At 69.3% G+C, this 26088-nt stretch carries 23 protein-coding genes; 16 read left to right on the top strand and 7 right to left on the bottom strand.

Features of this window, described 5'->3' with window-relative positions; all coding sequences use genetic code 11:
- Positions 1-105 precede the first annotated feature (105 nt).
- Genes G7043_RS04040 through G7043_RS04030 form a run of 3 tightly spaced genes read left to right on the top strand, consistent with a single transcriptional unit; the run spans position 106 to position 4256 of the window.
- Complete coding sequence (locus G7043_RS04040) at positions 106-771, top strand: response regulator transcription factor (RefSeq protein ID WP_166043956.1); 666 nt, start codon at positions 106-108, stop codon at positions 769-771.
- Positions 768-2114, top strand: a complete 1347-nt coding sequence (locus tag G7043_RS04035; protein WP_313887687.1) for a HAMP domain-containing sensor histidine kinase — start codon at positions 768-770, stop codon at positions 2112-2114. The genes G7043_RS04040 and G7043_RS04035 overlap by 4 nt, the downstream gene beginning before the upstream one ends.
- 54 nt (positions 2115-2168) lie before the next feature.
- On the top strand, positions 2169-4256 hold the full coding sequence (locus tag G7043_RS04030) for a M6 family metalloprotease domain-containing protein (protein WP_166043954.1): 2088 nt from the start codon (positions 2169-2171) through the stop codon (positions 4254-4256).
- Between the two features lie 10 nt (positions 4257-4266).
- On the opposite strand, the gene G7043_RS04025 is transcribed toward G7043_RS04030, so the two are convergent.
- Both G7043_RS04025 and G7043_RS04020 read right to left on the bottom strand, forming a co-directional pair.
- Entirely contained in the window at positions 4267-4755 is a 489-nt protein-coding gene (locus tag G7043_RS04025) for a hypothetical protein (protein ID WP_166043952.1), read from the bottom strand.
- A gap of 50 nt (positions 4756-4805) precedes the next feature.
- Positions 4806-5297, bottom strand: a complete 492-nt coding sequence (locus G7043_RS04020; RefSeq protein WP_166043950.1) for a hypothetical protein — start codon at positions 5295-5297, stop codon at positions 4806-4808.
- Positions 5298-5807: 510 nt separating this feature from the next.
- Between G7043_RS04020 and G7043_RS04015 the strand changes: the two genes are divergently transcribed.
- The 12 genes from G7043_RS04015 to G7043_RS03960 all read left to right on the top strand — a co-directional run bounded on the left by G7043_RS04015 (position 5808) and on the right by G7043_RS03960 (position 18442).
- The gene (locus tag G7043_RS04015; RefSeq protein ID WP_166043948.1) at positions 5808-7229 is read left to right on the top strand and encodes a hypothetical protein; all 1422 of its coding nucleotides are present in this window, start codon (positions 5808-5810) and stop codon (positions 7227-7229) included.
- Complete coding sequence (locus tag G7043_RS04010) at positions 7226-8719, top strand: DUF4407 domain-containing protein (RefSeq protein WP_166043946.1); 1494 nt, start codon at positions 7226-7228, stop codon at positions 8717-8719. Before G7043_RS04015 ends, G7043_RS04010 begins: the two co-directional genes overlap by 4 nt.
- 14 nt (positions 8720-8733) lie before the next feature.
- On the top strand, positions 8734-9444 hold the full coding sequence (locus G7043_RS04005; RefSeq protein WP_166043944.1) for a vWA domain-containing protein: 711 nt from the start codon (positions 8734-8736) through the stop codon (positions 9442-9444).
- A complete protein-coding gene (locus G7043_RS04000) occupies positions 9444-10418 on the top strand; it encodes a protein phosphatase 2C domain-containing protein (RefSeq protein WP_166043942.1) in 975 nt (324 codons plus the stop codon). The genes G7043_RS04005 and G7043_RS04000 overlap by 1 nt, the downstream gene beginning before the upstream one ends.
- Positions 10415-11371 carry a hypothetical protein gene (locus G7043_RS03995; RefSeq protein ID WP_166043940.1) on the top strand — a complete coding sequence of 319 codons (957 nt, stop codon included), beginning with the start codon at positions 10415-10417 and terminating at the stop codon, positions 11369-11371. The genes G7043_RS04000 and G7043_RS03995 overlap by 4 nt, the downstream gene beginning before the upstream one ends.
- Positions 11368-12072, top strand: coding sequence for a protein DA1 (locus tag G7043_RS03990; RefSeq protein ID WP_166043938.1), 705 nt, complete (start codon positions 11368-11370; stop codon positions 12070-12072). Before G7043_RS03995 ends, G7043_RS03990 begins: the two co-directional genes overlap by 4 nt.
- The gene (locus G7043_RS03985; RefSeq protein ID WP_166043936.1) at positions 12069-12794 is read left to right on the top strand and encodes a hypothetical protein; all 726 of its coding nucleotides are present in this window, start codon (positions 12069-12071) and stop codon (positions 12792-12794) included. The genes G7043_RS03990 and G7043_RS03985 overlap by 4 nt, the downstream gene beginning before the upstream one ends.
- Positions 12787-15021, top strand: a complete 2235-nt coding sequence (locus G7043_RS03980) for a hypothetical protein (RefSeq protein ID WP_166043934.1) — start codon at positions 12787-12789, stop codon at positions 15019-15021. The genes G7043_RS03985 and G7043_RS03980 overlap by 8 nt, the downstream gene beginning before the upstream one ends.
- Positions 15018-16118, top strand: a complete 1101-nt coding sequence (locus G7043_RS03975; RefSeq protein WP_166043932.1) for an SPFH domain-containing protein — start codon at positions 15018-15020, stop codon at positions 16116-16118. Before G7043_RS03980 ends, G7043_RS03975 begins: the two co-directional genes overlap by 4 nt.
- Positions 16105-16449, top strand: a complete 345-nt coding sequence (locus G7043_RS03970; RefSeq protein ID WP_166043930.1) for a hypothetical protein — start codon at positions 16105-16107, stop codon at positions 16447-16449. Before G7043_RS03975 ends, G7043_RS03970 begins: the two co-directional genes overlap by 14 nt.
- Positions 16449-17141, top strand: coding sequence for a Crp/Fnr family transcriptional regulator (locus G7043_RS03965; RefSeq protein ID WP_166043928.1), 693 nt, complete (start codon positions 16449-16451; stop codon positions 17139-17141). The genes G7043_RS03970 and G7043_RS03965 overlap by 1 nt, the downstream gene beginning before the upstream one ends.
- Positions 17142-17485: 344 nt before the next feature.
- Positions 17486-18442 carry a hypothetical protein gene (locus G7043_RS03960; protein WP_313887686.1) on the top strand — a complete coding sequence of 319 codons (957 nt, stop codon included), beginning with the start codon at positions 17486-17488 and terminating at the stop codon, positions 18440-18442.
- A 68-nt stretch (positions 18443-18510) separates the two neighbouring features.
- Here G7043_RS03960 and G7043_RS03955 read toward each other — a convergent pair whose 3' ends face one another.
- The 3 genes from G7043_RS03955 to G7043_RS03945 are packed head-to-tail and all read right to left on the bottom strand — an operon-like array spanning position 18511 to position 22204.
- Positions 18511-19734, bottom strand: a complete 1224-nt coding sequence (locus G7043_RS03955; protein ID WP_166043926.1) for a vWA domain-containing protein — start codon at positions 19732-19734, stop codon at positions 18511-18513.
- Positions 19731-20933 carry an AAA family ATPase gene (locus tag G7043_RS03950; RefSeq protein ID WP_166043924.1) on the bottom strand — a complete coding sequence of 401 codons (1203 nt, stop codon included), beginning with the start codon at positions 20931-20933 and terminating at the stop codon, positions 19731-19733. The genes G7043_RS03955 and G7043_RS03950 overlap by 4 nt, the downstream gene beginning before the upstream one ends.
- A gap of 8 nt (positions 20934-20941) precedes the next feature.
- Positions 20942-22204, bottom strand: a complete 1263-nt coding sequence (locus tag G7043_RS03945; RefSeq protein WP_207310551.1) for a hypothetical protein — start codon at positions 22202-22204, stop codon at positions 20942-20944.
- Positions 22205-22391: 187 nt separating this feature from the next.
- Here G7043_RS03945 and G7043_RS03940 point away from each other — a divergent pair, with 187 nt between their 5' ends.
- Positions 22392-24506: a tetratricopeptide repeat protein gene (locus tag G7043_RS03940; RefSeq protein WP_207310550.1), complete on the top strand. Its 2115-nt coding sequence runs from the start codon at positions 22392-22394 to the stop codon at positions 24504-24506.
- Here the strand turns inward: G7043_RS03940 and G7043_RS03935 are convergent.
- Both G7043_RS03935 and G7043_RS03930 read right to left on the bottom strand, forming a co-directional pair.
- Positions 24483-24725: a hypothetical protein gene (locus G7043_RS03935; RefSeq protein WP_166043918.1), complete on the bottom strand. Its 243-nt coding sequence runs from the start codon at positions 24723-24725 to the stop codon at positions 24483-24485. The two genes, G7043_RS03940 and G7043_RS03935, sit on opposite strands and share 24 nt — an antisense overlap.
- Positions 24722-25912, bottom strand: coding sequence for a hypothetical protein (locus G7043_RS03930; RefSeq protein WP_166043916.1), 1191 nt, complete (start codon positions 25910-25912; stop codon positions 24722-24724). Before G7043_RS03930 ends, G7043_RS03935 begins: the two co-directional genes overlap by 4 nt.
- Positions 25913-26088: the final 176 nt, after the last annotated feature.

The following is a 26088-nucleotide window of genomic DNA, read 5'->3' as shown; positions in this document are numbered from 1 at the left end:
GAGCCTGCTGAGGTCGTCGTGAGAACGTCCTTGGCTTGTGCTGAGAGATTCGTGAGAGCGGTGATGCACAGCTGGTTCACAGGGTTCGGCCCTACCGTCGCCCGCATGCGACTGCTCGTGGTGGACGACGACCCGGACGTCCGGGACAGTCTGCGGCGCAGCCTCGAGTTCGAGGGCTACGAGGTCACCACCGCCGCGGACGGTGCCGAGGCGCTGCCCCTCGTCAGCCGTGCCGACCTGGCCATTCTCGACCTGATGATGCCGAACGTGGACGGCTCGGAGGCCTGCCGCCGGTTGCGCGCGGCCGGGGAACGCCTGCCCGTGCTGATGCTCACCGCCCGCGACGCGCTCGGCGACAAGGTCACCGGCCTGGACGCCGGCGCCGACGACTACCTGGTCAAACCCTTCGCGCTGGAAGAACTCCTCGCCCGCGTCCGCGCGTTGCTCAAGCAGAACCGGCACCGCCCGGCCCCGGAAACGCTGCAGTTCGCCGACCTGCGGATGGATCCGCGGGCGCGGGAGGTGACACGGGGTGGCGTCCGGCTCGACCTGACCCCGACCGAGTTCGACCTGCTGGCCGTGTTCCTGGGCGATCCCGAGCGGTTGCTGACCAAGAACCACCTCAAGCACGCCGTGTGGGGCAAGGATCCGGGCACCAACCTCCTCGACGTGTACATCGGCTACCTGCGCCGCAAGACCGAGACCGGCGGTCGCGCCCGCCTGCTGCACACCGTGCGCGGCATGGGTTTCATCCTGCGCGAGGAACCGTGAAGGGTCCGGTGCTGCTGCGCGGCAAGATCGCTCTGATCACGGCCTGCGTGGTCGCGCTGGCCATCGCGGGCATCAGCGTCGTCACCTGGCTCGTCACCGAGCACAACCTGCGTTCGCAGCTCGACAAGTCGTTGCTGGCGAGCCTGCCGCCGCGGCTGGACCGGTCACCGGGGCCGGGCGAGCACCGGATGTTGAAGATCATCTGTGACGAAGGCCTGCCCAACGAGGGCCTTCAGCAGGTGCTTCAAGGCATCCAGACGCTGAGCACGGCCGGCCGCACCTGCGCACCGCCCGGCGTCGATCCCGTCGTCACCAGCGCCGCCGACTTCGTGCAGGCCACCACCTACCGGGACGGCGTGACCAGGTCCGGCACGTCCGCGCGAGTCCTGCTGCAGCCGCTGGACAACGGTGACGTCCTGATCCTCAGCCGCAGCCTCGCGGAGATCGACGACACCCTGACCGCGCTGGCCGGCGTCCTGGTCGGCGTGTCGCTCTGCGGAACCCTGCTGGTCGCCGGCCTGGGCCTGTGGCTGACCCGGCGCGCCCTGACCCCGATGGCACACCTGACCGAAACCGTCGAACACATCGCGCGCACCGAAGACCTCACCACCCCGGTCACCGTCTCCGGCCAGGACGAGGTGGGCCGGCTCGGCCGCGCCTTCACCTCGATGACCGCTGCCCTGGCCGAATCCCGCCGTCGCCAACGGGATCTGGTCAACGACGCCGCGCACGAGCTGCGCACCCCGCTGACGTCGTTGCGCACCAACATCGACCTGCTGGTGCGCGCCGAACGCACGGGCCGCGAGCTGCCGCAGCGGGCCGAGGTCCTCGACCGCCTGCAGGCCCAGAGCGAGGAGTTCAGCGATCTCGTCACCGAACTCGTCGTCCTCGCCCGCGACGACCGCGAACTGGCCCGCGACCCCGTCGACGTGTCCGCGGTGATCGACCGAGCCGTCGAACGAGCCCGCAGCCGTGCCCACGACCACGTCTTCGACGTCGACCGCGCCGGCTGGTCGATCGTCGGCGACGCGGGCGCGTTGGAACGCAGCGTGCTCAACCTGCTGGACAACGCCGTGAAGTTCTCGCCGGCGAGCTCGACCATCACCGTCCGCTCCCGGCCGGGCTGGCTCACCGTCAGCGACGAGGGCCCCGGCGTGCCGTTCGAGCACCGGCGGTCGGCGTTCGAACGGTTCTGGCGCGCGCCGGACGCCCGCGGCCTGCCCGGATCCGGTCTGGGACTGGCGATCGTGGCGGACGTCGTGGCGGTGCACGGCGGTTCGGTGCGGTTCGTGCCGCGACCGCGCGGTGCGTCCGTTCGCGTTGATCTGCCCGAATTCCGCTAAGTCTCCGACGATGGACGGTGGTTTGCACCGGCGGCCCTGCACCACGGTGGTGGTATGGACCGCAGACACCGGCGCCCTGCCCTGATGATCACCGCGTTCCTCTCGGTCGCGATGTTCACCGCCGGCAACTCCGCCGCAGCTCCTCCTGACGAACCGTTGCACCACTGGCAGTACGACCACTGGCCCCAGCAACAGCCGTGGCAGCAGTCCCGGGACACCGCCAGAGTGCTCGCGCACAACGGGTTCCCCGGCCCCGTCGACCCGCAGAACTGGGTCAACCCCGACCACATGACCTGGGAACGGGACTACAAGAAGATCCCCGGCACCAACTGGGCCGACCCGGCGGTCAAGGGGTCGGTGCGCAACTTCAAGGGCGCGCTGGTCCTGCTGGACTACCCGAACCAGCCGTTCGTCGTCACGCAGGCCAAGAACTCCACGGTGTTCGGCAACCCGAGCGCCGAGGCGAACAACGTGCCGCGCGCCCAGGTCGGGCAGTTCTACCAGGACTTCCTCAACAAGCCGAACGGCCTCAACCGCGGCCACACCGTGCACGAGTACTGGATGGAGACCTCCGGCGGGCGTTACGGCGTCGAACTGAAGGCGTTCGGGCCGTACACGATGCCGGGCAAGGACCACGAGTACGCCATGGAGTTCCAGGGCGGCACCGCCTGCCCGGCCGGCGACTCGTGCAACCGCAACATCCGCACGGACGGCCGTGCCGCGTGGGTGGCGGACGTCGGCGCGGAAGTGCCCGCGGGCTACGACTTCATCTACTACCTGTCGGCGGGCCAGGACGAGTCCGGCACCTGGCAGGAGTTCGGGATGATGAAGTTCCGAACCATGCAGGACGTGACCGACGACTTCGGCCCGCCGGACCCGGCGCTGCCGAACTGGTCGCAGACCCGGTACGTCGACTGGACGTCGTGGGCGGCCGGCTCGTCGATCTGGCCCAACGCGGGCGGCGGTTCGTCGACGCAGGCGGAGAGCTCCGGCCAGGGCGTGTACGCGCACGAGCTGAGCCACATCCTCGGCATCGGCGACAACTACAACAACCCGTACGGCAGCCCGCCACGCCGTGACTACAGCGGCCCGTGGGACATGCTGTCGCGCGGTTCGTTCAACGGCCCCGGCGGTCCGCACTCGCGCTGGACGATCCCGGCCACCGGCGGCGGGTCGCTCGGCGCCCAGCAGACGTTCCGCAACAGGATCAAGCTCGGCATCGTGGACGAGAAGAACGTCCTGCGGTTGTCGCGCGAGGCGTTGGCCGGTTCCGGCACGGTCATCGCGAAGATCACCGCCCGCGAGGTCAATCCGGGTGCTTCCGGCCTGACCGGCATCAACCTCGCGCTGGGCACCGGCGACAAGACACCGGCGTGCAACGTGGCCACCAACCCGTTCTGCGACGGCGGCGGCTACAACAACTACACGCTCGAGGTCGTCGACCGGATGGGTGCCGACTCGTTCACCCCGGACTCCGGCGTGCTGCTCGCGAAGACCAAGAACGCCGACGCCGCACCGTTCACGTGGGTGATCGACGCGAACCCGCAGGACATCGGCATGACCGACTACGTCCTGCCGGACGGCACCAAGGTCCCGATCACGATCGGCGACTACCGCCAGCTGTCCGACGCGCTGTTCCACGCGGGCACCAACTCGGGCAGTGAGTACGAGTTCGTCGACACGGCCAACCGGTTGCACTTCTACGTGCTGGACCTGCAACGGGATGCACGCGGTGTGCTGTCCTACACCGTGGCCGTCCGGTCGCTCGACGGCGCGGGCCCGCAGCAGCGGGGCGTGCGGGTCAACCCGACCGCGGCGCGTGCGGGTGCCGACGGCGTGGCGACGTGCCGCTTCCCGCTGACCAACACCGGCCGCAGCGCGCCGCCGGGAGGCCAGCACCCGGAGCCCGTCGACCAGTACCTCGACGGCGACGTCTACCGCGTGACGGCGAAGGCGGAGAACGGCTGGACCGTCTCGGTGCCGAACGCGTTGGCCACGGCCAAGTTCGGCGGGCGGGTCGACGTGCCGGTGCACGCCCAGCGCACCGGTGGCCCGATCATGTCGAAGGTGACGCTGACGGCCGTCTCGGAGAGCAATCCCGGCAGGTCCGCGACCGCCACCTGCACGGTGACCGGACGCTAGCCGGATTCAGTCAGACCGACTCGTCGAGGTGCGCGTCCCACACCGCATGGGCTTCGGTGTGGGACGCGGCACCGACGAAGAACGCCTCGGCCATCGCGTTGAACTGCGGGTCCCCGCACTCCGCGTCCATGAACTTGGGCCGGTGCACCGCGAACCCGCGCGGGGTGTCGGCCGGGCGATAGGGCACGGCCAGCCGCATCGACTGCCGGTACGGGCCGTACCGCACGGCCTCGACGAGCAACGCGTCCGTCTTGCCCTGGTCGAGGTGGATGTACCCGTCGGCCACCAGCACGGCGCTCACCCAGCTGGGATCGCCGTCGGCCAACGCGTCCTGTCCCGCGCGGGCACCTTCGGAGAGGTCGTCGAACACCAACCTGTCCATGCCGTACTCACCGTCGGGGTGCTCGTACCCGATCAGCGGAATCAGCGTCTCTCCCTCGGACACGCACCAGATCCCGTGAGCGGTGAAGAACCCGGCCAGCCGGGCTGTCTCGATCATGGCGGACACCATGCCAGGCGTACGTCGCTCATGTGTCCGGAATGGAGCAATCAGCGAATCCGGGTGGAGCGGCCGCGTTGAGGCCGTCGCCGCTGTCGTTGCTGCGGCTGTTGTTGTGGCACAACAGGTCCGGACGTCAGCATCACGAAGCCCGCCAGCAGCAGAACGGCACCGCAGGCGACCCACGTCCACGTCCTGACCGAAGGAACCGGTGCGGGCACCCCGATGCCGAGCAGCAGCAACGGCATGCCCAGTGCGTAACAGACCCCGGCCGCGAACGTCCGGCCAGACCCGGTGACGAGCAACGGAACCGCGGCCGCCCCGGCGAGCACCGCGAAGGCCAGCCAGCCCCACGTCAGCCCGGCGTGCAGTCCGACGGTGACGTCCAGCCCGTCCTTCGCGCGGATCGCCTGCTCCACCTCTGCCGAGTCGCCGAACCCGACGGCGGCACGGGTGCCCGCGGTCGCGGCTGTGAGCACCAGCGACGCACCCAGAATCGTGCGTCCACGCCGGACCGGATCGACTCGCTTCCTGGTGTCCACGGACCCCAGTCTGTTGGCAGCCGGCCGCAACACCGCGGTGCACACGCCAAGGTGCACTCAGTAGTGGGACAGGTGCGACAGCAAAGTGGCCGCGTGCAGATGCGGCGTCGAGGCGTTCGAACACCTCGTGCGCAATTTTATGTAAATACGCGCTCTGACCGGCTGTAATGCGACTCCGGTGCGGTCCCGATCACCCCGGAATCGAAACTGAGGGGTCTCTTTTTGACGGCCGGGAATGTGTCCAGTTTTTGGCAACTCTGGACCGGACTTGTCCTGAAATTGGTGTGGTTCGGGCCGTAACGGTTCGCGGCCGGATGCCGATTGACCACGCATAGCGCCTCTGGCCAGGCCGGTTTCGAGGCGCGAGGAGCTGAGGAGGACGACCGGCAGTTGACAGATGGTGGTCAAACTGCACCAACAGCCGCACCTGCGGTTGTCGTCAGTTTACCTTTCCCGTTGTCCATTGCCTGCCCGCCAAATGTCGGCATCCCGAACCAGGAAGAGGCAAACGTGGAGAAATCCTCGTCTGGCATCACCATGTCCATTGCACCTGGTGAACTCGGAACACCGGGCCGGCAGCTGGGCAGAGGTGGCCAGGCGGTCGTCATCGACCTGCCGGACCTGAAACTGCCGGACGTGGCGGGCCGGCTGGTCTACAAGAAGTACCGCGAGCCGCACACCGACCCGGCGAGCCTGCGCCGGATCGTCGACACCCGCAACAGCCTCGACCTGCCCACGCGCAAGCGACTCGACGCCGTCACGGTGTGGCCCGTCCGGGTGGTCGAGGAGAACGGCCAGGCGCTGGGCATCGTCATGCCCAGGATCCCGGCCGCGTACTTCGACCAGGTCGTCCTGCCCGGCACGGGGAGCAAGAAGCGGGTGCTGCGCGAGGTGCAGAACCTGTTCATCCCGCCGGAACGGGCGGCAGAGCTGGGCAGACCGAAGCCGAGCGACGAGCAGCGGATGCGGATCTGCCGCGACTTCGCCGGCGTGCTGACGCTGATGCACGACACCTTGGGTGTGGTGTTCGGGGACATCAACGCGATGAACGAGCTCTTCCGGCTGGACGACACCCCGATGGTGATGTTCCTGGACTGCGACGGCGTGCGCCCCAAGGGTTCGGTGGCGGCGGTGAAGCAGCTCAACGCGCCGGACTGGGTCCCGCCGGGCAACGAGGTGCTGAGCCGGGCGAGCGACCTCTACAAGCTGGGGCTGTTCGTGTTGCGCTGCCTCACGCCCGGAGCCGGCACGTCGGTGTGCACGGACCCGGACACGATCGGTGGCGCGCTCGACTCGCAGGGGCTCGCGATGCTGCGCCGGGCGCTGGGCCCGGACCTCGGCGCCCGTCCGCTCGCCCGCGAGTGGGAGGTGTACCTGCGCCGCATGCTCGGCGAGCCGGTCGCACCACCGCGAGTGGGCGCGGTCTCGCTCGACCGCACGGTCGTCCTCAAAGGACAGTCCGTGGTCGTCGAGTGGGAGGCGTTCGAGGCCACCGAGATCCGGATCTCCGCCGGACCCGGCCGCACCGAGGTCGTCAAGGTCAAGGGCGCGCACGAGCGCGGGTCCACCCCCATCGCGCCGCCCGAGGCCACCGTGATCGAGGTGTCGGCGGTCAACGCCCTCGGTGTGGACCACCGCTCCGCCGGCCCGGTCGACGTGTTCGAACCGCCGGTCCTGCAACCACTGCCGGTCCCGATCCCCGACCTGCCGTCGTTGCGGATCGACGTGCCCGTCCCGGACGGGATCGACCGGATGCCACCGCTGCCGGTCATCGGGATTCCCCAGCCGCCGCTGGACCTGAGACCACCCGCCCCGCAGGTGTTCGAGTGGCCGGCGATCCCGGACACCGGCGTGGCGCACTTCCCGATCGACCTCGGCACCTTCTTCGCCGACGCCCCGCGATACCAGTTCGATGAGGAGTCAGAACGATGAGCTTGACGCGCTGGCTTGCGCGTGTGTCGGGAGCACGAGCCGACATCCTTCAGAAGGCGCCGGGTGACGTGGTCAAGCACGCCACGATGGGCGGCGTGCTGCTGAGCACCGCCGCGGTCGCCGCGGCGTCGGCGTACTTCGCCATGACCTCGCAGCTGGGCCTGCCGGTCGCGGTCGCGGCACCGGTGGCGCTCGGGTGGGGCGTGATCATCTTCAACCTCGACCGCATGCTCGTCGTGACGATGACGCGCGGCAACACCAAGTTGCTCAACTTCCTCGTCGCGTTGCCACGTCTCGGGCTCGCGGTCGTGATCGGCACGGTGATCTCCGTCCCGCTGGTGCTGAAGATCTTCGAACCGGAGATCCGCAACGAGCTGGTCGTCATGCAGGTCGAGTCGGTCCAGCGCAACCAGCAGAAGACCGACGAGGCGCTGAAGAAGATCAAGGAGCTGGAGACCGAGGAGAAGGGTCTGCTGGAGATCCTCTCCGGCCGTGCCGTCACCACGGCCGCCGACGACCCGGACGTCAAGGCCGCGAAGTCCACTTTGGACAACGCAGAGAAGGTCTACCAGGAGGCGAGCCGCCTGGCGCAGTGCGAGTTCGACGGCAGCTGCGGCACCGGCAAGGAAGGCGACGGCGAGGCGTACCGGCAGAAGAAGGCCGTCGCGGACGAGGCCCGCGGCAAGCGCGACAAGGCGGCCCAGGAACTGGAGGCCACCACCGCCCGCGTCGACAAGCGCATCGCCGACGGCTCGTCCACCGCCAGCAACGCCGCGAGCCAGCGCCTTCCGAGCGTGCAGGCCGAACTCGACGTGCTGCGCAAGCAGGCGGAGAACCTGCACAAGCAGGGGTTCGAGGCCGCGGCCGGGGACACGGGTCTGCTCGCCCGGCTCGAAGCGCTCGACCGCATCACCGCCGGCCGCGACAGCGGCGGCAAGGCGGACTTCATGTTGTTCCTGCTGTTCCTGTGCATCGAGCTGCTGCCGGTGATCGTCAAGCTGCTCAGCCTGTTCGGCAAGGAGACGCTCTACGACAGCCTCCTGCGCCGTTCCGACGAGGGCGCCGACGTCGACGACGAGGCCTGGGCCGATCGGGACCGCGACCTCGCGCTGTTGCAGGCGAAGCACAAGTTCGACGAGGAGGAACAGCGGCTGCTCAGCCACGCGGCGATGCAGGCGCAGACCTCGCAGGCCGTCGCCGACGAGCAGCTCAAGATCGCGATGACCGCGATCAAGACGTGGAGCGGCGTCGCGCAGCTGCGGGCGGACGAGGCCCTCAACGACTGGTACCAGGCGAACGTCGCCCACCGGGGCGGTCCTGCGAGCACGGGTCCGACGATCGGCCAGCAGGTCGTGCACGGACCGCAGCAGGCACCGCATCCACCGCACGGCCCGGCCAGGACCGTGCGGCTCCCGGTCACCGGTGACCCGAGCGCCACCACCCCGATTCCCCGCTACACCAACGGTTCGAACCACACCCCCAACCCCTGACAGGAGAACTCCTCGTGGAGAGCGAGAAAGCCAAGATCCTGCCCTTCTACGTCCTCATCGACGTCTCGGCGTCGATGTCGGGCCGGAAGCTCGACGAGGCGAACCAGATCATGCCGCAGGTCGTCGACGCCCTTGCCCAGGCGCCGATCCTCGCGGACAAGGTGAGGTTCTGCGTGATCGACTTCGGCTCGGACGCCCAGGTGCGCCTGCCGTTGTGCGACGTGCTCGACGAGCACAGCTCGTTGCCGCCGCTGACGATCCGCGGCGCCACCTCGTACGCGGCGGCGTTCCGGGTGCTCAGGTCCGAGATCGAGATCAACGTCAAGCAGCTCAAGGCCGACGGGTACCTCGTGCACCGGCCCGCCGTGTTCTTCATCAGCGACGGCGAGCCGACGGACCCCGAACACGAGTGGCGCACGGCGTTCGGGGAGCTGACCGGCTTCGCGACCTACCCCAACTTCGTGCCGTGCGGCGTGGACCAGGCGAACCCGAAGGTGCTCGCGTCGCTGATCCACCCGGCGACCGGGCCGAAGCAGATGCAGATGTACCTGATGGAACAGGGACAGAACCCGGCGGACGCGATCGCGGCCATCGCGGAGATCCTCATCTCCAGCATGCTCGCGTCCGGGCAGAGCATGGCGCAGGGCAGCTCCGGCATGATCCTGCCGGCCAAGCAGGACCTGCCGGCGGGCATCAGCGCCCACTCGTCGGACGACTTCGTGTGATGGCGACGCCCGAGACCACCCCGGTGCAGCCGGGGACGGAGGCGAAGTGGCAGGGGTACGTCGAACCGTTCGTGGTCGGCGACCCCGGCCGGGCCGCCGCGGGTGTGGTGCCACTGCCGGACGAGACCGCGTGGGACCGCAAGGACACGGTGCTCGACGCGTTCGCGTTGCGCGACGGGCGGACGCGGCTCGTCGAGGTGCGGGCGGCGAGCGTGCGCGGGCTGGCGCACCGGGCCTACGGGCGGGTGCGCCAGGACGAGTACGGGTTCCGCCGCACCGCGGACGGCCGGTACCTGGTCATCTGCGTTGCGGACGGCGTCTCCTCCGGCGAGCTGTCGCACAAGGCGGCGATGCTCGTCACGCGGTGGGGCACGAAGTGGCTCACCGGCCTGCTCGACCGCACGGAACCGGCGGACCTGCAGTGGGGCCAGTTCGTCCGCGGCGTCGCCACGCAGATCGAGAAGTACGGCCGGAAGTTGTTGCGGGGCCGGGAGGACATCGACGCCGAGAAGTGCGATCTGCGCGACGTCGCGCACAAGCTCGCGACGACGGTGCTGTACGCCGTCGTCGACCTGCGGGCCGTCGACGGGGCGCACACCGCCCACGTCGTGACGGTGGGCGACACCTCGGCGTGGGTGCTGCGCGAGGGTGGCCGGTGGGAACCGCAGGAGGCCGTCAAGAACGACGGCGCCGAGGTGTTCTCGGCGAGCGTGCACGCCTTGCCGCTGCCGCCCGCCACCGATCCGGTGCCGGTGCGGACGACGATCCGCGCGGGTGAGGCGTTGGTGCTGATGACCGACGGCATCGGTGACCCGCTCGGGCAGGGCACGGGCCCGGTCGGCCGGTTCCTCGCGGACGTCTGGGCGCGCCCGCCCGCGTCCGGAGTGGAGTTCGCGGCGCAGATCGGCTTCGCGCGCAAGAGCTTCGACGACGACCGCACGGTGGTCGCGGTCTGGCCGGTGAGCCAGCGGTGAGCACGCACACCATCGGTCTGTCCGCGCTGGGCCCGCTCGGTGAGCAGCTCGGCGTGGGCGGCCAGGGGAGGGTCTTCCTGGCACCGGCCATCACGCTCGACGACGTGGCCGGACCGTTGGTGTACAAGCAGTACAAGCCCGGCCACGTGCCACCGCACGGGTTGAGCGCCGTGGTCTCGCGACGGCTGCGGATGGACGTCGCGACCCGGCAACGGCTTGATCGGCTCGCCGTGTGGCCGGTGCGGATCGTGGAACAGGCCGGGGCGGTGAGCGGTGTGCTGATGCCGCTCATCCCCGGCCAGTTCTTCGAGGACAGGTACCTGCCGAGCGGCCGACCCACCCGCAGCCTGCGGGAGGTGCAGCACCTCTTCATCGACCCGGACCGCGCGCTGCGGCTCGGCATGCCGGCACCGACGACGGCCCAGCGGCTGCTCGTGTGCCGCGACTTCGCCGCGGCGTTGCACCTGTTGCACCGCAACGATCTCGTAATCGGTGACATCAACGCGAAGAACGCGGTGTTCCGGCTCGACGCCCGGCCGAGCGTGATGATCGTCGACTGCGACGCCATCCGGATCAAGGGCGCCGCCGCGGTCGTCAAGCAGCTCAACGCTCCGGACTGGGAACCGCCGGAGGACACGCTCACCCAGGCCACGGACCTCTACAAGTTCGGCCTGTTCGTGTTGCGCTGCCTCGGTCCCGGCGCGATGGCGTCCGTGTCGCGCGACCCGGCCAGGGCCAACGCGGTGCTGGCGCCGGAGGGCAGGACGTTGCTGCGCGCGTCGTTGAGCCACCGTCCGGCAGACCGGCCGACCGCGCAGGACTGGGGCCGTTTCTTCGACGGCCTGCAGCCCGTGGTCCGGCGGCAGAGCGCGCCCGCTCCGCCGCCCCCGGCCACGTCCACGCCCGGCTGGAAGCGCGACCCGAAGACCAAGAGGTGGGTGCAGGCCACATGACGTCCTGCACGGTCTGCGGCCTGCCGCCGATGGCCAGCTACGAGATCTCGTTGCACGGAGAGGCGACCTGCGTCACGCACCAGGTCCTGGACAGATGCGCGCTGTGCGTGCGGCCGCGTCACGCCGATGAACGGAACTGGGCACGGTTCACTTCCACGACCGTGCGCTGCCCGACCTGCGTGAGCGTTGCCGTGGACACACAGCAACAGGCCAGGAAACACATCCCGCGGGTGCGCGCGGACATGGTGGCGCTCGGAATCGAGCTGCCGCAACGGGTTCGCGTCACGCTGGTCGACCCCGACGTGATGAACCCCGACACGCGGTCGTTGTGCCTCGGCCGCACGCTGCAACGCGTCTGGGTGGACACCGCGGTGACGGACGTGCTCGGCATCGAGATCGCCGGCGGTCTCACCGAGACCCACTTCTGCGCGACGGTCGTGCACGAGATCGGCCACGCGTGGCTCGCCCAGCGCGGTGCGGTCAACCTCGACCAAACCCTGGAAGAGGGCGTCTGCGAGCTGTTCGCCGGCGCTTGGCTCAAACGTCAGCGCACGCCGTTCGCCGACACCTTGCGGCGGTCCGCGCTGGAGAACCCCGATCCGGTCTACGGCGGTGGCTACCGCCTCGTGCGCGAAGCCGTGGTGCGGCACGGGATCGCCGTTGTGCTCGACCACGTCTGCGCACGAGGAGTGTTGCCGTGAGAGGAATCAACATGAACGAGCCGGTCACCAGGACGTTCCTGGTGGTGGACATCGAGAAGTCCAGCGACCGGGAGAACGAGGAGCTGCCGGTGCTGCGCCGGGCGCTCTACTCGATGCTGCACAAGGCGAGGGAGAACGCCGGGCTGCTCGACGGCAAGTGCGTCACCGAGGACAGGGGTGACGGCGTGCTGCTCATCGCCGACGCGGGTGTGCTCGAAGTGACGCCGATGGCCCAGACGCTGGTCGACGAGCTGGCCCGCTACAACGCGACGATCGAGTCGGAAACGTGGCTGCGGCTGCGCATCGCGGTCCACTGTGGATTCGTGCACCGCGACGCCCGCGGCTGGAGCAGCGAGGAGCTGACCCGGACGTTCCGCGTCTGCGACCTCCCCGAGGCGAAGGCGACGCTCGGCGCGGCGCAACGGGCGCAGGCCATCGTGATCGTCTCCGATCACGTGTACAGCACCGTGGTCAAGCACGGCTACGGCAAGCTCCCGCGGGAGAAGTTCGGCGAGCTCAAGAACGGCGTCGCCTGGGCATGGGTGCCCGGCTACCAGAACCCGCCCGTCGTCACGCCGGAGCCGTCCGCGTGCAAGACCGGCAAGAGCGACGACTCGGGCTTCCGCAACGACTTCAGCGGCAACAACATCGGCAACGTCATCCAGGCCGGGCGAATCGGGAAGATCGACGCGCGGAACTACCCCGGAGGCGCCCATGAGTGACGCGGACCAGGGAAAGCCCGCGGACCCGGTCGAGCCGAAACCCGACCCGAAGCCGGATCCGCCGCCCGCCCCGGAAGCGGAGGCGAAACCCGAGGCCGAGAAGGCCGAGAAGCAGGAGAAGAAGGAAGAGCAGCCGAACAAGGCGCGCGGAGAAGAGGAACCGCCCGACGCCAAGCGGAACGCCTCCGACCCGCGCAACGCCCGCAAGCTGTCCCAGGACGCCCGCGCGCTGGACCACGCCGTCGCCGCGATCCTCGGTGACCGCTCGATCGGCAACATCTTCCTGAACAGCTCGATCGGCCTCGTCGACGCGGGCGCGCTCGGCCAGCCCGGTGGCGGGACCCACCGGGCGGTGCCCAGCGGCCCGATCTCGGCCGAGGTGATCCGGTCGGTCACCGCCACCTTCGTCGCGCCGGCGAGCTACGAGGCGTTGCGGGAACGGCTGCGCAGCCAGTGGATCGTGCTGCTGCGGGGGCCGGCCGGTTCGGGACGCACGGCGACCGCGCTGCACCTGTTGGGCAGCGAGTGCGCCGAGGGCGTCGACAAGCTGAGCCCGGACACGAGCCTGCGGTCCCCGTCCGGCGCGCTCGATCTCGCCGACGACCACGGGTACCTGCTCGAGTCGCTGGAGGTCGACCAGGCGGCCGCGCTGAACGAGTACACGCTCGGGTTGTGGCAGCGGCAGCTGGAGAACGCACGGGCCCGCATGATCGTGCTGGTCGACGCGGGCACGGCGATGCGCGAGCACGAGCTCGCGCACTTCCTCGTCGACACCGCGCAGCTCGCGGACGGCCGGGCGTTGGTGGCGAGCCACTTCCAGGTGCAGCTCAAGGTGTCCGGCAAGCCCGACCAGGAACTCGGCGACTACCCCGAGTTCGGCGAACTGGTCGAGGAGGTCGTCAACGCCACTCCGCGTGCTCACGACCTGGCCGAGTTCGGCCGCGGCCTGTCGCAGATCGTGCTGGGCCAGCGGGACGTGGAGGATCTGCGGCAGAGCTACACGCGCAGCGCGGAGTCGGGGTTCCGCGAGTGGTTCGACGGGCTGGCCGACAACGAGGAACGCGCGTTCGCGATCAGCCTCGCGGTGTTCGACGGCATGCCGGTCCAGGTCGTGTCGGAGAACGCGACCAAACTCGCGAAAGCGTTCCAGGCGGCCGAGATACCGGATCGGCGGGCGCGGGTGCGCGACGTGTTCGCCGCGCGCCGGATGAGCCTCGTCGAACGGGTGCACGCCGAGATCACCACGTCGGTGGAGGAGAGCGATCTCGGCAGCCTGACCGTCGAGGTCGTCCGGTACCGCGACCGGCGCAGGCCGCGCCGGATGCTCGAACACGTCTGGCGCGAGTACCCCGAGGCGCATCAGGTGGTGCGCGAGTGGCTGCGCGTCCTGGGCGGTTCGCCCGACCGGCAGGTGCGCACCCGTGCGGGTGTCGCGGTGGGGTTGCTGAGCCTCGCGGAGTTCGACCACGTCCGTCAGTACGTGCTGGAACCGTGGGCCGACGAACGCCACAACTGGGAACGTCAGGCCGTGATCGGCGCGTTGCGGTTGCCGATGATGGAGCCGCAGCTCCAGCCGTTGATCAACCGCATGCTCACCTGGTGGTTGCGGGGCGAGAAGGCGACCGGTCGCCGGATCGCGGCGGTCGCCGTCCTCGGCACGTTGCCGATCATGGAACTGCCGCGGGTGCTCAAGCTGTTGCGCAAGGCGGCGGACACCGACGAGCCCGCGATGATCATCGCGCTCGCCGACTCGATCACCAACCTGGCGCTCGACCTCGACCGGCTGGGTCTGGTGCTGGAGGCGTTGCTGAAGTGGACGGTCGCCCGGTCGCTGCAGGTCCGCACGGTCGGGCTGAACTGCGTGCTCCAGCTGTGCACCTTCCTCGAAGCGGAGGTCGAGGGCAGCGCGGAACCGTGGCCCGGCCTGCTGCGGGTCGCGGAGGGCGAACACCGGGACGCCGTCGTGACGTTGATCGCCCGCGCGATCCAGGCCCAGTTCTTCCTGCCGGAGACCTACGAGGTCGTCCGGCGCTGGGTGAACGTCGCCCAGCGCGATGAGGCGCAACGCGAGCCGTTGGGCGCGCTGCTCGTCGACGTCGCCAGGGTCGCCGGGAACCGGGCGTCCCTGCGTCACAACCTGATCCGCTGGGCGAAGGGCCGCAACGGCCCGATCGAAGCCGTCGTCGAGCTGATCGCCGTACTCGATCGTGAGGAAAACCTTCCGTGAACCAGCCACACCAGAACCCCGCCGCCCAGCCGCTGATCACCAAGCTGGAGCCGAGCCGCAGCGACCTGTTCCGCGACCGCCCGATGCCGGGCGGCGAACGCGCCACCGTCTACCTGGACCGGCGCGGCCAGCTCTACCAGTCGGACCGGCCGCTGACCGCCGGTGAGATCACGATCAACCGGCCGCGCTCGGTCTACCTGGTGGACACCTCCGTGCACCCGTACACCCTCGCGCTCGACCTGCCCGCACAGGAGGACGCGTTCCCGTTCCACGCCGAGGTGACGGCGCGGTGGCGGATCGGTGACCCGTGCGAGGCGGTGAAGACCAGGCTGGCCGAGGCGGGCCACGTGCTCGCGCCCTACCTGCGGCAGACGTTGCGCGAGATCAGCAACTCCTACGCCATCGAGGAACGGCCGGCCGCGGAACGGGCCATGCTCCGGTACTTCTCCGACCAGGGCCCGTTGATGCTCCCGCAGGGCGTTCTGCTGGTGCACTGTTCGGTGTCGTTGTCGCTGGACGGCCCCGCGCTCGAAGAGCTGCAGAACCGCAAACGGCACGAGTGGAGCGCACAGCAGTACGTCCGCCAGTCCACCTCCATCCAGCAGAACGCCGAGCTGACGAGGGCACAGGAGACGAACCGGCAGGCGCTGGAACGTGCCGAGGCCGACCACCAGCTGCGCCTCACCCAGCGGCGGATGGACTTCTACCACCGGGCGCTCGAAGGCGGCCAGGAATCGCTGGTGGCGCTGCAGCTCGCGAGCAGCCCGGCGGAGGTCAACAACGTGCTGGCGCTGTTCATGCAGCGCGACCGGCTGGACTTCGAGACGGCGAAGGAGCTGCTGAGCTCCTTGCTGGACAACGGGTTGGTCACCCACGGCGACGTGCAGAGCATCATGAGCCAGGCGTCGTCCGTCATCGCCAACCAGCTGTCGAGGGCGTCCCTCGGCCTGCCCGCGCCCTCGGGCGGGCTTCCGATCGCGGCGCCGCCACCGGCACGGCCGCGGATGACGGCGGAGCAGATCTCGTCGGTGCCGATCACCGCGGAGATCCTCCTCGACCTGCCCCCGGACTACGGGGACGACGATGACGACGACTGACGCGCTCGGCGGGCTGCCGTTGTCCGGCTGGCTCGTCGAGCTGCTCCACCAGGCGTTGCTGGACACGCTGATGGTGCTGGTCCTGCTGCCCGAGTTAATGGTCACCTGGACGTTGACCAGGCTGCAGTCGTCGACCTCCGGTGTGGTGCACGTCCTCGGACGGGTTCTGCAACGGCCGAAACTTTTCGTGATCGCGTTGGTGTTCCTGTTCTTCTTGCTGTGGAACGTGAACACCTGCTTGCCTGGACCCACTGGATGTGTGACCCCCGTGTCCCGGTGGACCACCGACGCGGGCGCGTGGCTCGACGAGCAGAAGGTCAAGGGGGCCTGATGATCCGGCCGTGGGTTCCGGGGTCGATCTTCGACCACCTGTCCGCCGGCGACCGCGAGGTCGTGACGGACGCAGGGGTTCGGCGCGCGTTCTCCGCCGACGAAGTGCTTCTGCGCCAAGGGGATCCCACGGACCACGTGTTCGTGCTGATGAGCGGGTGGGTGCGCGTGTCGCTCTCCACCGACGACGGACGCGATCTGCTGCTGGCGTTCCGCGGCCCCGGTGACGTCGTCGGGGACCTCGCCGCCGTGCACGGCTCGGACCGCACGGCCAGCGTGCGCGCGCTGGAGGAGGTGACGGTCGCGCAACTGCTCCGCGAACAGTTCGTCGACCTGCTGCACACCCAGCCGGCCATCTCGATGGCGATGATCAAGCAACTCGCCGGGCGTCTGGTCGAACTGAGCGAGGAGAGGGCGCTCTTCGCGTCGCTCGACGTGACCCGACGGGTCGCCGCTTGCCTGTTGCGGCTGGTGGACCTGCACGGGATATTGACGGACAACGGCATCAGGTTGCGCATCAAGCTCAGCCAGCAGGACGTGGCGAGCCAGGTCGACGCCTCACCGCGGTCCGTCGCCAGGGCGTTCGCGGTGCTGCGGGACCGCGGCATCGTCACGAGCTCCCGGGCCCGCGTGACGATCGGCCGTCCGGACGTGCTGCGCGCCCTCGTCGGCTACCTGCCAAATGTCAGGTAGCGACCCTGCCATCCGTCGATGCCCCGGCCCAGCGGCCGGGGCACTCTTGTCTTCGAGGGAACCGAGGGGGGAGACCGCGATGACACTCTGGATGTCGATCAGAACATTGCTGAAGGTGGGCGTCTTGATGTTCATCGCGGGCCTTCTCTTCGGCCTTTTCCTCGTTTCTCTCTAGTTCGGCCCGATCGGGAACCGGTGGGAATCCTTGTGTCGCTCCATCGCCCTGCCCTGCTCTTTTCCGAGGTGAAAGGGGGTGTGGAACATGGAGAGTCATTCGATCGCAGAGGTTGTTTTGTGTCTGTTGGTTCTGCTCATCTGAAGGCGAGAGAGGCGGTGGTGGTCCGGTGGAGGGTCAGCAGATGTTCAACGAGCTCAAGGAGATCCGCAGGGGCCGCGGGCTGAAGGCCGACGACCTGCACGAGCGCGTTGGCCTGTCGCTGCGCACCGCGTGCGGCGTGACCGACATCGACCACCCCGCACTGGTCAGGCGGAAGATAATCCTCCGGCTGACCAAGCTCAGCGCGAAGCTGCCGAGTGACCTGCACCTGGCCGCGACGGTGGCCCTGGGCCTGCACCCGGACGCCGCCGGCGAGTTCCTCGACCAGCGCGTCGCCTGGCTCGCCAACACCTACGACCGCGACCCGCGCACCGCCCGGCGCCGTGTCGACAACGCGTTCAAAATCCTGGCGGAACTGCTTTACGACGCCGGGATGCGCGACCGGAAATCAGGTTCGTACTCCCCGGACGGCTGGTACGTGGAATCGCTGCGCGGCTTCCTCCGGCTGGACCAGGACCTGCCGACGCTGACCGAGGAACGCCGCATCATCGCCGCGGTCGACGACCTGGACGAACTGATCCTCTCGATGAGCGCGCCACGGCACCCCGAAATCGGTGACGAGTTCAAGATTCGCGCCGAGATGGTCTACGGCGGCGAGATCGTGGCCGAGGAGCAGGTGTCGTCGTCGCACTCCCGGTTCGTCGTGCGCCTGCCCGCCCCGCTGACCCTCGGCCAGGCGCACAACTACAGCATCGAGTTCACCACGTACCCAAGGCACTGGATGCGCCCGTACTACGTCTTCACGCCGTTGCGCCGGTGCGAGGAGTTCTCGGTCCGCGTGCGCTACGGCGCGAACAGAGCGCCAAAACACGTGTGGCGCATCAGCGGCCTGCCGTCCAAGGCTTACGAGGACTTCGTGCCGGGCGACGACGCCCTGACCGTCGACCGGCTGGGTGACATCTCGCTGGAGTTCCACGACCTGCAGCAGGGCCTGAGCTACGGCCTGCAGTGGCTGGAGGACTGAACTGGGCCGGCCCGCGCGCCGAGCAGTCGGGGACAGGGGGATCTGCTCGGCGCGCATCCTGGCGTTGTTCAGGCCGAGGACCCGATGGAGACCACCCGCGCCCACTCGGGTGGTGCGTCCGGCACGTAGTCGGGATCGTCCTCGTCCCATCGGGATGGCCGGGAAAACAACCCCACCACCGTTCGGCAGGGCGGTCGCGCCTCGGGCCACGGCGTCTGGCCGTCGGTCAGCGCGACGATGACGTCGGGACGGGGGTTGGTGCGCAGAGCCTTGGCGAAGCCGGCACGCAGATCCGTGCCGCCACCGCCCACCAGTGGGATGCCTTCCGCCTGGCACAACGGTTGCGTGACATGAGCGGCGGCGTCGCACGACATCACCGAGACGAGATCACGCCGGCCGCCGACCGCGCGGACGATCGCCGCGATCTCGACGATCGCGCTGCCCAGTTCGGCGTCGCTCACTGACCCGGAGGTGTCGACGATGACGACGGTGCGCGGCGGCCGGCGGCGCAGGCTCGGCAGGATCACGCCGGGCAGACCGGCCGACCTGCGCGAGGGCCGGCCGTAGGTGTAGTCCTCGCTCACCCCTGAGCTGGAAGCAGCCGAGCGGACCGCCGCTCCGAGCAGCTCCCGCCACGGCTGCGGCGGCTGGAACGCCTCCTCGGCCCACCGTCGCCAGCCCTGCGGCACGTCGCCTGGGCTGGCGGTGATGCCCTGCGCCACCCGGAACCGGACGGCATCCCGTTCCTGCGCGGTCAGCCCGTGCGCGCCGTCGGGTCCCAGGTCCCATCCCCGGTCCAGACCATCGGCGCCGCTGCCGCAGTCCAGCCAGCCGAACGCGTCGGTGAACGGCCCGAGCCGGAACTGGCCCAGGTAGTCCTCCATCAGTTGTCCGTCGTCCAACCTGAGCAGGGCCGGTTGAACCGCACCCGCGGGGGCCACCAACCCGTCGCCGAACACGTCGTCGTTGATCTCGCAGTCCGCGGCGATGTTCATCCGCAGCCGCTCGCCCGGCCCGGTCAGCTCGTGCTTCGCCGCGTACCGGTCACTGCGTCCGTGGTGGTCGCGGATCAGGTGGGAGACCTCGTGGACCCAGACCCCGGCCAGTTCCTCCAACGGAGTGCGGTCCACGAACGCCGCGGACACGTAGCAACGCCAATGCCGGTCCACGGCCATCGTCGGCACCTGCCGCGATTGCACCACGTGCAAGGCGAACAACGCCGTCGCCAAGTACGGCCTGCTCCGGACCGCGCGCAACCGGGCAGCGAACAGCTTCTCCTCGTCGAGGTTCATCGGCGAGCACTCGTGCCGGCCACGGCGAGGTCCGCTCGCTTCGACACCGACACCGCACCGGCCAGCCGTTCGATCGCGGCCGGCACCTGCCAGTCGTCGCGGCGCAGTGTGGCGAGCGTGGCCGCCGGCACGACCACGAGGTCCGGGGCGCCGGTTTCCAAGGCCAGCACCAACAGCGCCCACGCCGCGTCCCAGCGGGCCTGCTCCGGCCGCTTGCGCACCGCCGCCACCACGCCGTCGAGCACCACCTGACGCAGGTCACCGCGTTCGGGGAGAACGGCCGCCGCCGGGTCCGCGAGCAGCACCTCGGGGTCGGGCAGATCCATCCGGTCCATGCTCGACAACAACTCGAGGCCCGGACCGTCTCCCACCGCGCCCCGCACCAGCACGGACAGCACTTCCCGGGAGACGTCCGCCGCGGTCGCGAAAGCGGTCAGCCGCAATGCCATCTCCCAACTTCGCGGTGACGGCCAAGGTCCGCCGCGGCGAGCTTCGTTCTTCGGCAGTTGATGCACGAGCGCAGGCCGAACCGCCAGGAGCCCGCACACCGCCCGGCGAGCGAACGCCACGGCTTCGGGCAGCCGTTCCGCAGCGAGTCGGGGCAGCGTCGCCCTCGGCCACGTCCCACCCAGTCCGCGCACCACGACGTCGTGGTCGTGTTTCCACTGCAGGTGGACGAACCGGTTGGCCAGCGGCGGACTCAGCTCCCAGCCGTCGGCGGCGGAGGAACGCGGATTGGCGGCGGCCACGATCCGCACACCCGGCGGAAGCCGGAGGGCGCCGACGCGCCGTTCCAGCACGACACGCAACAGTGCGGCCTGAACAGCTGGAGGCGCAGTGGACAACTCGTCCAGGAACAGGAGTCCGCGGCCTGCCCGGACCAGGCGCACCGCCCAGTCGGGCGGGGCCATCGGAACACCCTGCGTCGCGGGATCATCGCCGACCACCGGTAGTCCGGAGAAGTCGGAGGGTTCGTGCACGCTCGCGATCACCGTGGTCAACGGCAGTTCGAGCTCCTCGGCGAGTTGAGTGAGGGCCGCGGTCTTGCCGATCCCCGGCTCGCCCCACAACAACACCGGCAGGTCGGCGGACACGGCCAGCGTCAGAGCCTCCAACTGGGTGTCGGCCCGTGGCTCGGTGGTCGTGTTCTGCAGCAGGGCGAGCAGATCATCGGCAACGTCCAGCGCGGTAACAGACATGTGTTCGATCACCTTTTGGTCGAGTCCGAAGTGGATGGAGCAAGCCCGACTCCGGTGAGTCCGGCGCGGTACAACCCGTGCGCCACGCGGCGCTGCACCGCCGTTTCCAACTCGTCGCGCAACGCCCCACCGCGCAGCAGCACGTCCGGCCCCAGCAGGCCTTCGACGATGGCGAGAGCGGTGGAGGTAGCGCCGTGATCCAGATGGGCGCGAACGTCGTCAAGGCTTTCCGGGCGCCGGTGTGCGGCGTCAATTGCTTGCAGACAAGGCAAAGGAGTGCCGCCCAACGCGACCAGCAGCTCCTCGCGGCGGATCTCGTCGGCGGCGTGGTCCAGCGGGACGAGCACCCCGTCCACGACACCGATCCGGTGCGTGCCGCCGCGACACTCGACGAGCCGCGAATTCCCTGATCCGTCAGGACTTCGTGATGTACCGGGTTCGAGCAGAAGCCCGGCCGCGACGAGCGGATGCAGCCGATCAGCGTCGATCAACCCCGCGCGCAGCAGTTCCAGGTCCGGCAGCACCCAGGTCGCCGCGTCCGGCAGGACCGGCAACGCGCGGCCCCCGGAGGGTTCGGCCGCCTCGCCCAGGTTCAGCACGAGCCGTTGCCGGGAACCGAGCCGCACGACGACGGCACCCTCCGCGCGTTCATCCGCACGGAGCAGCAGCGCCGCCTCACCCGCCCACCGGTTCACGGCACAGCTGTTGTGCAGGCCGGAATCGTCGCCCGCGAACCACTGCGCGGCACCCGACCGTTCCCACAACTCGCCGGTGCGACGCGCGTCCCACAGGTGCCGGTGCAGATCGAGGCGGAACCGCCGGTCGGGCCGTGGATGGGGATGCCTGCCCGCCCCGGCCGCCGGCCGCGATGGTTCCCACAGCGCGAGGCTGATCCGCTGACCCGCATCCGCCCAAGCCGGTGGCGTCCGTGCCACGAGCTGTGTCCCGGACGGATATCGAGCGAGCGAAACGGTGAGGCCCGGCCGCACCAGGCCGTCCGGACCGATCCTCGGAAAGTGCCAGCGCAGCAGGTCAGGAGCCAAATGTCGGAGATCGGCGCGAACCTGTGCCGCGAACTCACGGCCGTGGACGCGCCCAGCCGCACGCAGATTCAGATCAACGTCGATCCGCGCGGCAGCACAGGCCCCGGACCAGTCGCCCACCGCACGGCGGGCGGTCGCGGACTCGATCATCGACGGCGACACGGCGAACTCGCGCACGCGCGCCCAGAAAGGAAGTCGGGAGTTCCCGTTCACGGTCAAGGGGTGCATCAGCACTCACCTTTTGTGAACGAGACCCCCGATCTGCTCAAGTTGGTGATCATCGTGCCGAGCGTACCGAGCCGCGCAAGGGATTTCGGCGCCGTGTTGGTCGTCACGGGTGGTTTTGAGCAACGTTCGGCGCGAAACGTCGTACGGTCGTCATGTTGCGCAGAAGCGAGTGCACAGCGGGGGTGCCATGGGCGCGGGCGTGCACAACGAGATGTCGGGTTCGGTTCAAGGTGGCGTGGTGCAGGCGGGCGCCGTCCACGGCGACATCCACCTCCACTCGGACTCCACCACGGTGCCAGTCCCGCGGCAGTTGTTGCCGGCACCGGCGCACTTCACCGATCGCGCGTCGGATCTGGCCGAACTCGACGCGATGCTCGTGCCGGGTGAGCGGATGCTCGCGGTGCTGGCCGGACCGGGCGGCATCGGCAAGACGGCGCTCGCGCTCCACTGGGCCCACCGGGTGCACGACCGTTTCCCCGACGGGCAGATCTACGTGGACCTGGGCGGGTTCAGCGGCGACACTCCGATGAGCTCGGAAGAGGCGCTCGGGCTCTTCCTGCGCAGTCTTGGCGTCGCACCGCAGCGCGTTCCCGCCGACCTCGCCGAGCAGGCAGCGTTGTACCGCTCGCTCACCGCGGGCAAGTCGCTTCTCGTCCTGCTGGACAGCGCGTTCTCGGCGAGACAAGTGCGCCCGTTGCTGCCGAATTCGTCTTCCAGCGCCGTGGTCGTGACGAGCCGCACCCGCCTGACCGATCTGGTCGTCGACGGGGGACGGCTGCTGGACGTCCGCCCGCTGATGGCTTCGTCGGCGGTCACGTTGCTGGCGAAGACGCTGGGAGGCAACCGGATCGCGGAGGAACAGGACCGTGCCGAGGCTCTGGTCGACCTGTGCGGTGGTCTGCCGATCGCGGTGCGGGTCGCGGCGGCCCGCCTCGCCGCGCGGCCGAAGTGGTCGGTGGGACGGGTGGTCTCCGAACTGGCCGACGAGCAGTTGCGCCTGGCGATGTTGTCACCGTCGCGGGAACTCTCCGTCCAGACGACGTTCGACCTGTCCTACCGCGCGCTGGACGAGCGAACCGCCGTCGTCTACCGCCGGCTGGCGTTGCATCCTGGCCAGACGTTCGGCCCGGCCGTCGCGGCGTCGTTGCTGGGGCAGGGACTTGCCGAGGCCCGCCACCTCATCGAGGAACTGGTCGACAGCAGCCTGCTCGAAGAGGTCGCGGAGGACCGCTACAAATTCCACGACTTGTTGAAGCTCCATGCCAGGCAACAGGCCGACAAGCAGGACCAGAGCGAGGACACGGACTCCGCACTGCGGCACGTGCTCGAGTGGTACCTGGCGGGCGCGATGGTGGCCGACCGGATCGTGACGCCGCACCGGCGCCGGCTGGACTACGCCTTCCACACCGGCCCGACCGAGCAGCCGCGGTTCGCCGATCGTGAGGAAGCCCTCTCCTGGCTGGAACTGGAGCGCACGAACCTCATCACGGCGGGGCAGGTGAGTTTGAGCAGGGGTTGGCCGGACCTCGCCTGGCAGCTTTCGGACGTGTTGTGGCCCTTGTTGTTGCACCACAAGCACTATCACGACAGGGTCGACATCGACCTGCGAGGTGTCGAGGCCGCCCGCCGATGGGGGAACGCGATCGCCGAGGCCGACATGCTGAAGCGGCTCGGCCGCGTCTGCACCACGCTCGGCAGGTACCGCGAGGCGGAGGAGCATCTGCGCGGTTCGGTGGCGGTCGCGGCGGCCAGTGACGACCAGTTCGGCGTTGCCGCGGCGCGCGAGGGCTTGGCCCTGCTCTACGCGGACACCGATCGAGTGGCCGAAGCAGCCGCGGAGTTCACGGCACTGGTGGAACTCAACCGCGCGTGGAACGCGGACCGGAGTCTCGCCCTCAGCCTGATCCATCTCGGCACGGCGCTGAGTCGTCTCGGCCGCACCGCCGAGGCTCTTCCGCACCTGGCCGAGGCGAAGGCCGTCTTCGGCCGGCTGCCCGAGCCGGATCCGTACAACAGCGCGCGCGTGCTCGTGGCGCAGGCGTGGGTGCACTGTCGCGCGCAGGACTTCGAGCGTGCGAACGACGTGGCCGAAGAGGCACTGGGCATGATGCGTCACGTCGGTTCGCACGAGGGGCTTGCCCACGCGCACGAGGTGCTCGCGGAAGTCGCGCGACATCGTGGTGACACCGCCAACGCGGTGGACCACCTGCAGCAGGCGGTCCACCTCCTCACCTCGCTGGGATCCTCCAGGGCGAGGGTCGTGTCCGATCGTCTGCGTTCATGGACCGGCGACGACCTGTAGCCGCCCGCACGGGCTTTCCGTGCCGGCGGCGCGGTGTCGTGCGCACCACACGGGCAAGCCGTTGCGGACGAGCAGGTTCAGGTCGAGGCCGGTGGTGAACCACGCGTGCAGCGAGATCGTCACCGACTCGGTGAGCTGGTCCCACGTGACGCAGTCCATCAGCGGTCCGTCGAGGGACAGGTCCAGCGTCCGGCCGTCGTCGGCCACCGCCATCATCATCGGCACTCCTCTGGCGTGATCGTCACTGGTGGTGGCGCACGGTGTTTTCCTTGCACCGGAACACCCAGAAGCCGGTACATGGCCTCCCTGATCAGGGTGGTGGAACGGCCGGGACGCGATGTCAGTCTCTCCACGACCGCGTCCCGCAGCTGTTCCGATCGTGCCCGCGCCTCCTCGAACATGCCGGACAGGGACGACTCGTGGTGGTGAATCACGGCGTTGTGCCGCAAGACGTCCTGCGCCGATCCACTCGCCGTCACGGCCTGCAGCCCCGGATCCACCAGCAGCACCGGCTTCCCGATCGCCGCGGCGTACACGGCGACCGAACCGTGGTCACCGATGACGATGTCGGCGGCCACGACGGCAGCCCGCCAGTCGACGTGCGGACCGATCATGACGAGTCCGGCGTCCACGCAGTCGGCGAGCCAGGACCTGATCTGGCGCGGCGCATGGCCGAACCACACCGCCGGATGCATCAGCGCCGCAACGCGGTACCGCGACGGCAACTCCTCCAGCAAGCGGGGAAAGATGTCCGCGCACCGCCCGAACAGCGACTGCCCTCCCCAGGTCGAGCTGACCACGACGAGGCTCTCTCCCGGCCGGATGCCCAGGTCCTCCCGGTAACGGTCGCGGTGCGGCAGGCTCGCGATCATCCGGTCGTAGCCGGGATCGCCCGCGACGACGGCGACGTCGACGGCCGGTGGGCACTGGTTCTTGAGCACCTCCAACTGATCCTCGTGCGACAACACGACGGCGTCGGGAAGAACCCGGCCGTTGTGCAGCAACCGTTGCGCGTCCAGGCCGTAGACGGCGGACGTGCCCGCATGCGTCTTGCCGAAGCCGGCCCCGTGCGGCACGACGAGCAGCGGCGCGTGCAGGTGTTGCAGCCCTCCGTACCCCGCGGCGACCGCGAGGTCGAACCGTTCGTGGATCACCTGTTCCCACGGCAGGACAAGACCTCCGGTGCTGCGGAGGAAGTCGTCGACGCCGTTGCTGAACACGTCCGGCCCCTGGGTGAAGGCCACCTGCACCCTGGAGTCCCGTTCCACCAGCTCGATCAACTCGAGCAGCCTCTGGCCGCTGGTCACCGTGTGCACGACGACCAGCACGTTCAGCAAGCCGTGGCGCGTCACCCACTGGTGCGCGTCCAGCCCGACCGGCACCTGTAACCAATCCGCACCTGTCATGAAACCCCCTCGGACAGCAGTCATCCCCGTTGGCATCAAGGATGCGGATCGCACTTGCCCGTCGACTTGCTGCGAACTTGCCCCCTCCATATGCCTGGTCCCCGCCTCACCGATTCGGAGCAATTGAGAACATTCGGCCTGCTGAAAATCCGGTGCAAAGGGCACACTGGAACCCT

The sequence above is a fragment of the Lentzea alba genome (genome assembly GCF_011067745.1).
GTDB classification, from domain to species: Bacteria; Actinomycetota; Actinomycetes; order Mycobacteriales; family Pseudonocardiaceae; genus Lentzea; species Lentzea alba.
The sequence above is the reverse complement of the archived record's forward strand: the minus strand, read 5'-3'. Positions and strand labels throughout refer to the sequence as shown.

Coding starts and splice junctions, on each gene's coding strand:
- G7043_RS04040 (WP_166043956.1), top strand. CDS start 106: ATGCGACTGCTCGTGGTGGACGACGACCCGGACGTCCGGGACAGTCTG.
- G7043_RS04030 (WP_166043954.1), top strand. CDS start 2,169: ATGGACCGCAGACACCGGCGCCCTGCCCTGATGATCACCGCGTTCCTC.
- G7043_RS04025 (WP_166043952.1), bottom strand. CDS start 4,755: ATGATCGAGACAGCCCGGCTGGCCGGGTTCTTCACCGCTCACGGGATC.
- G7043_RS04010 (WP_166043946.1), top strand. CDS start 7,226: ATGAGCTTGACGCGCTGGCTTGCGCGTGTGTCGGGAGCACGAGCCGAC.
- G7043_RS04000 (WP_166043942.1), top strand. CDS start 9,444: ATGGCGACGCCCGAGACCACCCCGGTGCAGCCGGGGACGGAGGCGAAG.
- G7043_RS03990 (WP_166043938.1), top strand. CDS start 11,368: ATGACGTCCTGCACGGTCTGCGGCCTGCCGCCGATGGCCAGCTACGAG.
- G7043_RS03980 (WP_166043934.1), top strand. CDS start 12,787: ATGAGTGACGCGGACCAGGGAAAGCCCGCGGACCCGGTCGAGCCGAAA.
- G7043_RS03970 (WP_166043930.1), top strand. CDS start 16,105: ATGACGACGACTGACGCGCTCGGCGGGCTGCCGTTGTCCGGCTGGCTC.
- G7043_RS03965 (WP_166043928.1), top strand. CDS start 16,449: ATGATCCGGCCGTGGGTTCCGGGGTCGATCTTCGACCACCTGTCCGCC.
- G7043_RS03955 (WP_166043926.1), bottom strand. CDS start 19,734: ATGAACCTCGACGAGGAGAAGCTGTTCGCTGCCCGGTTGCGCGCGGTC.
- G7043_RS03950 (WP_166043924.1), bottom strand. CDS start 20,933: ATGTCTGTTACCGCGCTGGACGTTGCCGATGATCTGCTCGCCCTGCTG.
- G7043_RS03945 (WP_207310551.1), bottom strand. CDS start 22,204: ATGCACCCCTTGACCGTGAACGGGAACTCCCGACTTCCTTTCTGGGCG.
- G7043_RS03940 (WP_207310550.1), top strand. CDS start 22,392: ATGGGCGCGGGCGTGCACAACGAGATGTCGGGTTCGGTTCAAGGTGGC.
- G7043_RS03935 (WP_166043918.1), bottom strand. CDS start 24,725: ATGATGATGGCGGTGGCCGACGACGGCCGGACGCTGGACCTGTCCCTC.
- G7043_RS03930 (WP_166043916.1), bottom strand. CDS start 25,912: ATGACAGGTGCGGATTGGTTACAGGTGCCGGTCGGGCTGGACGCGCAC.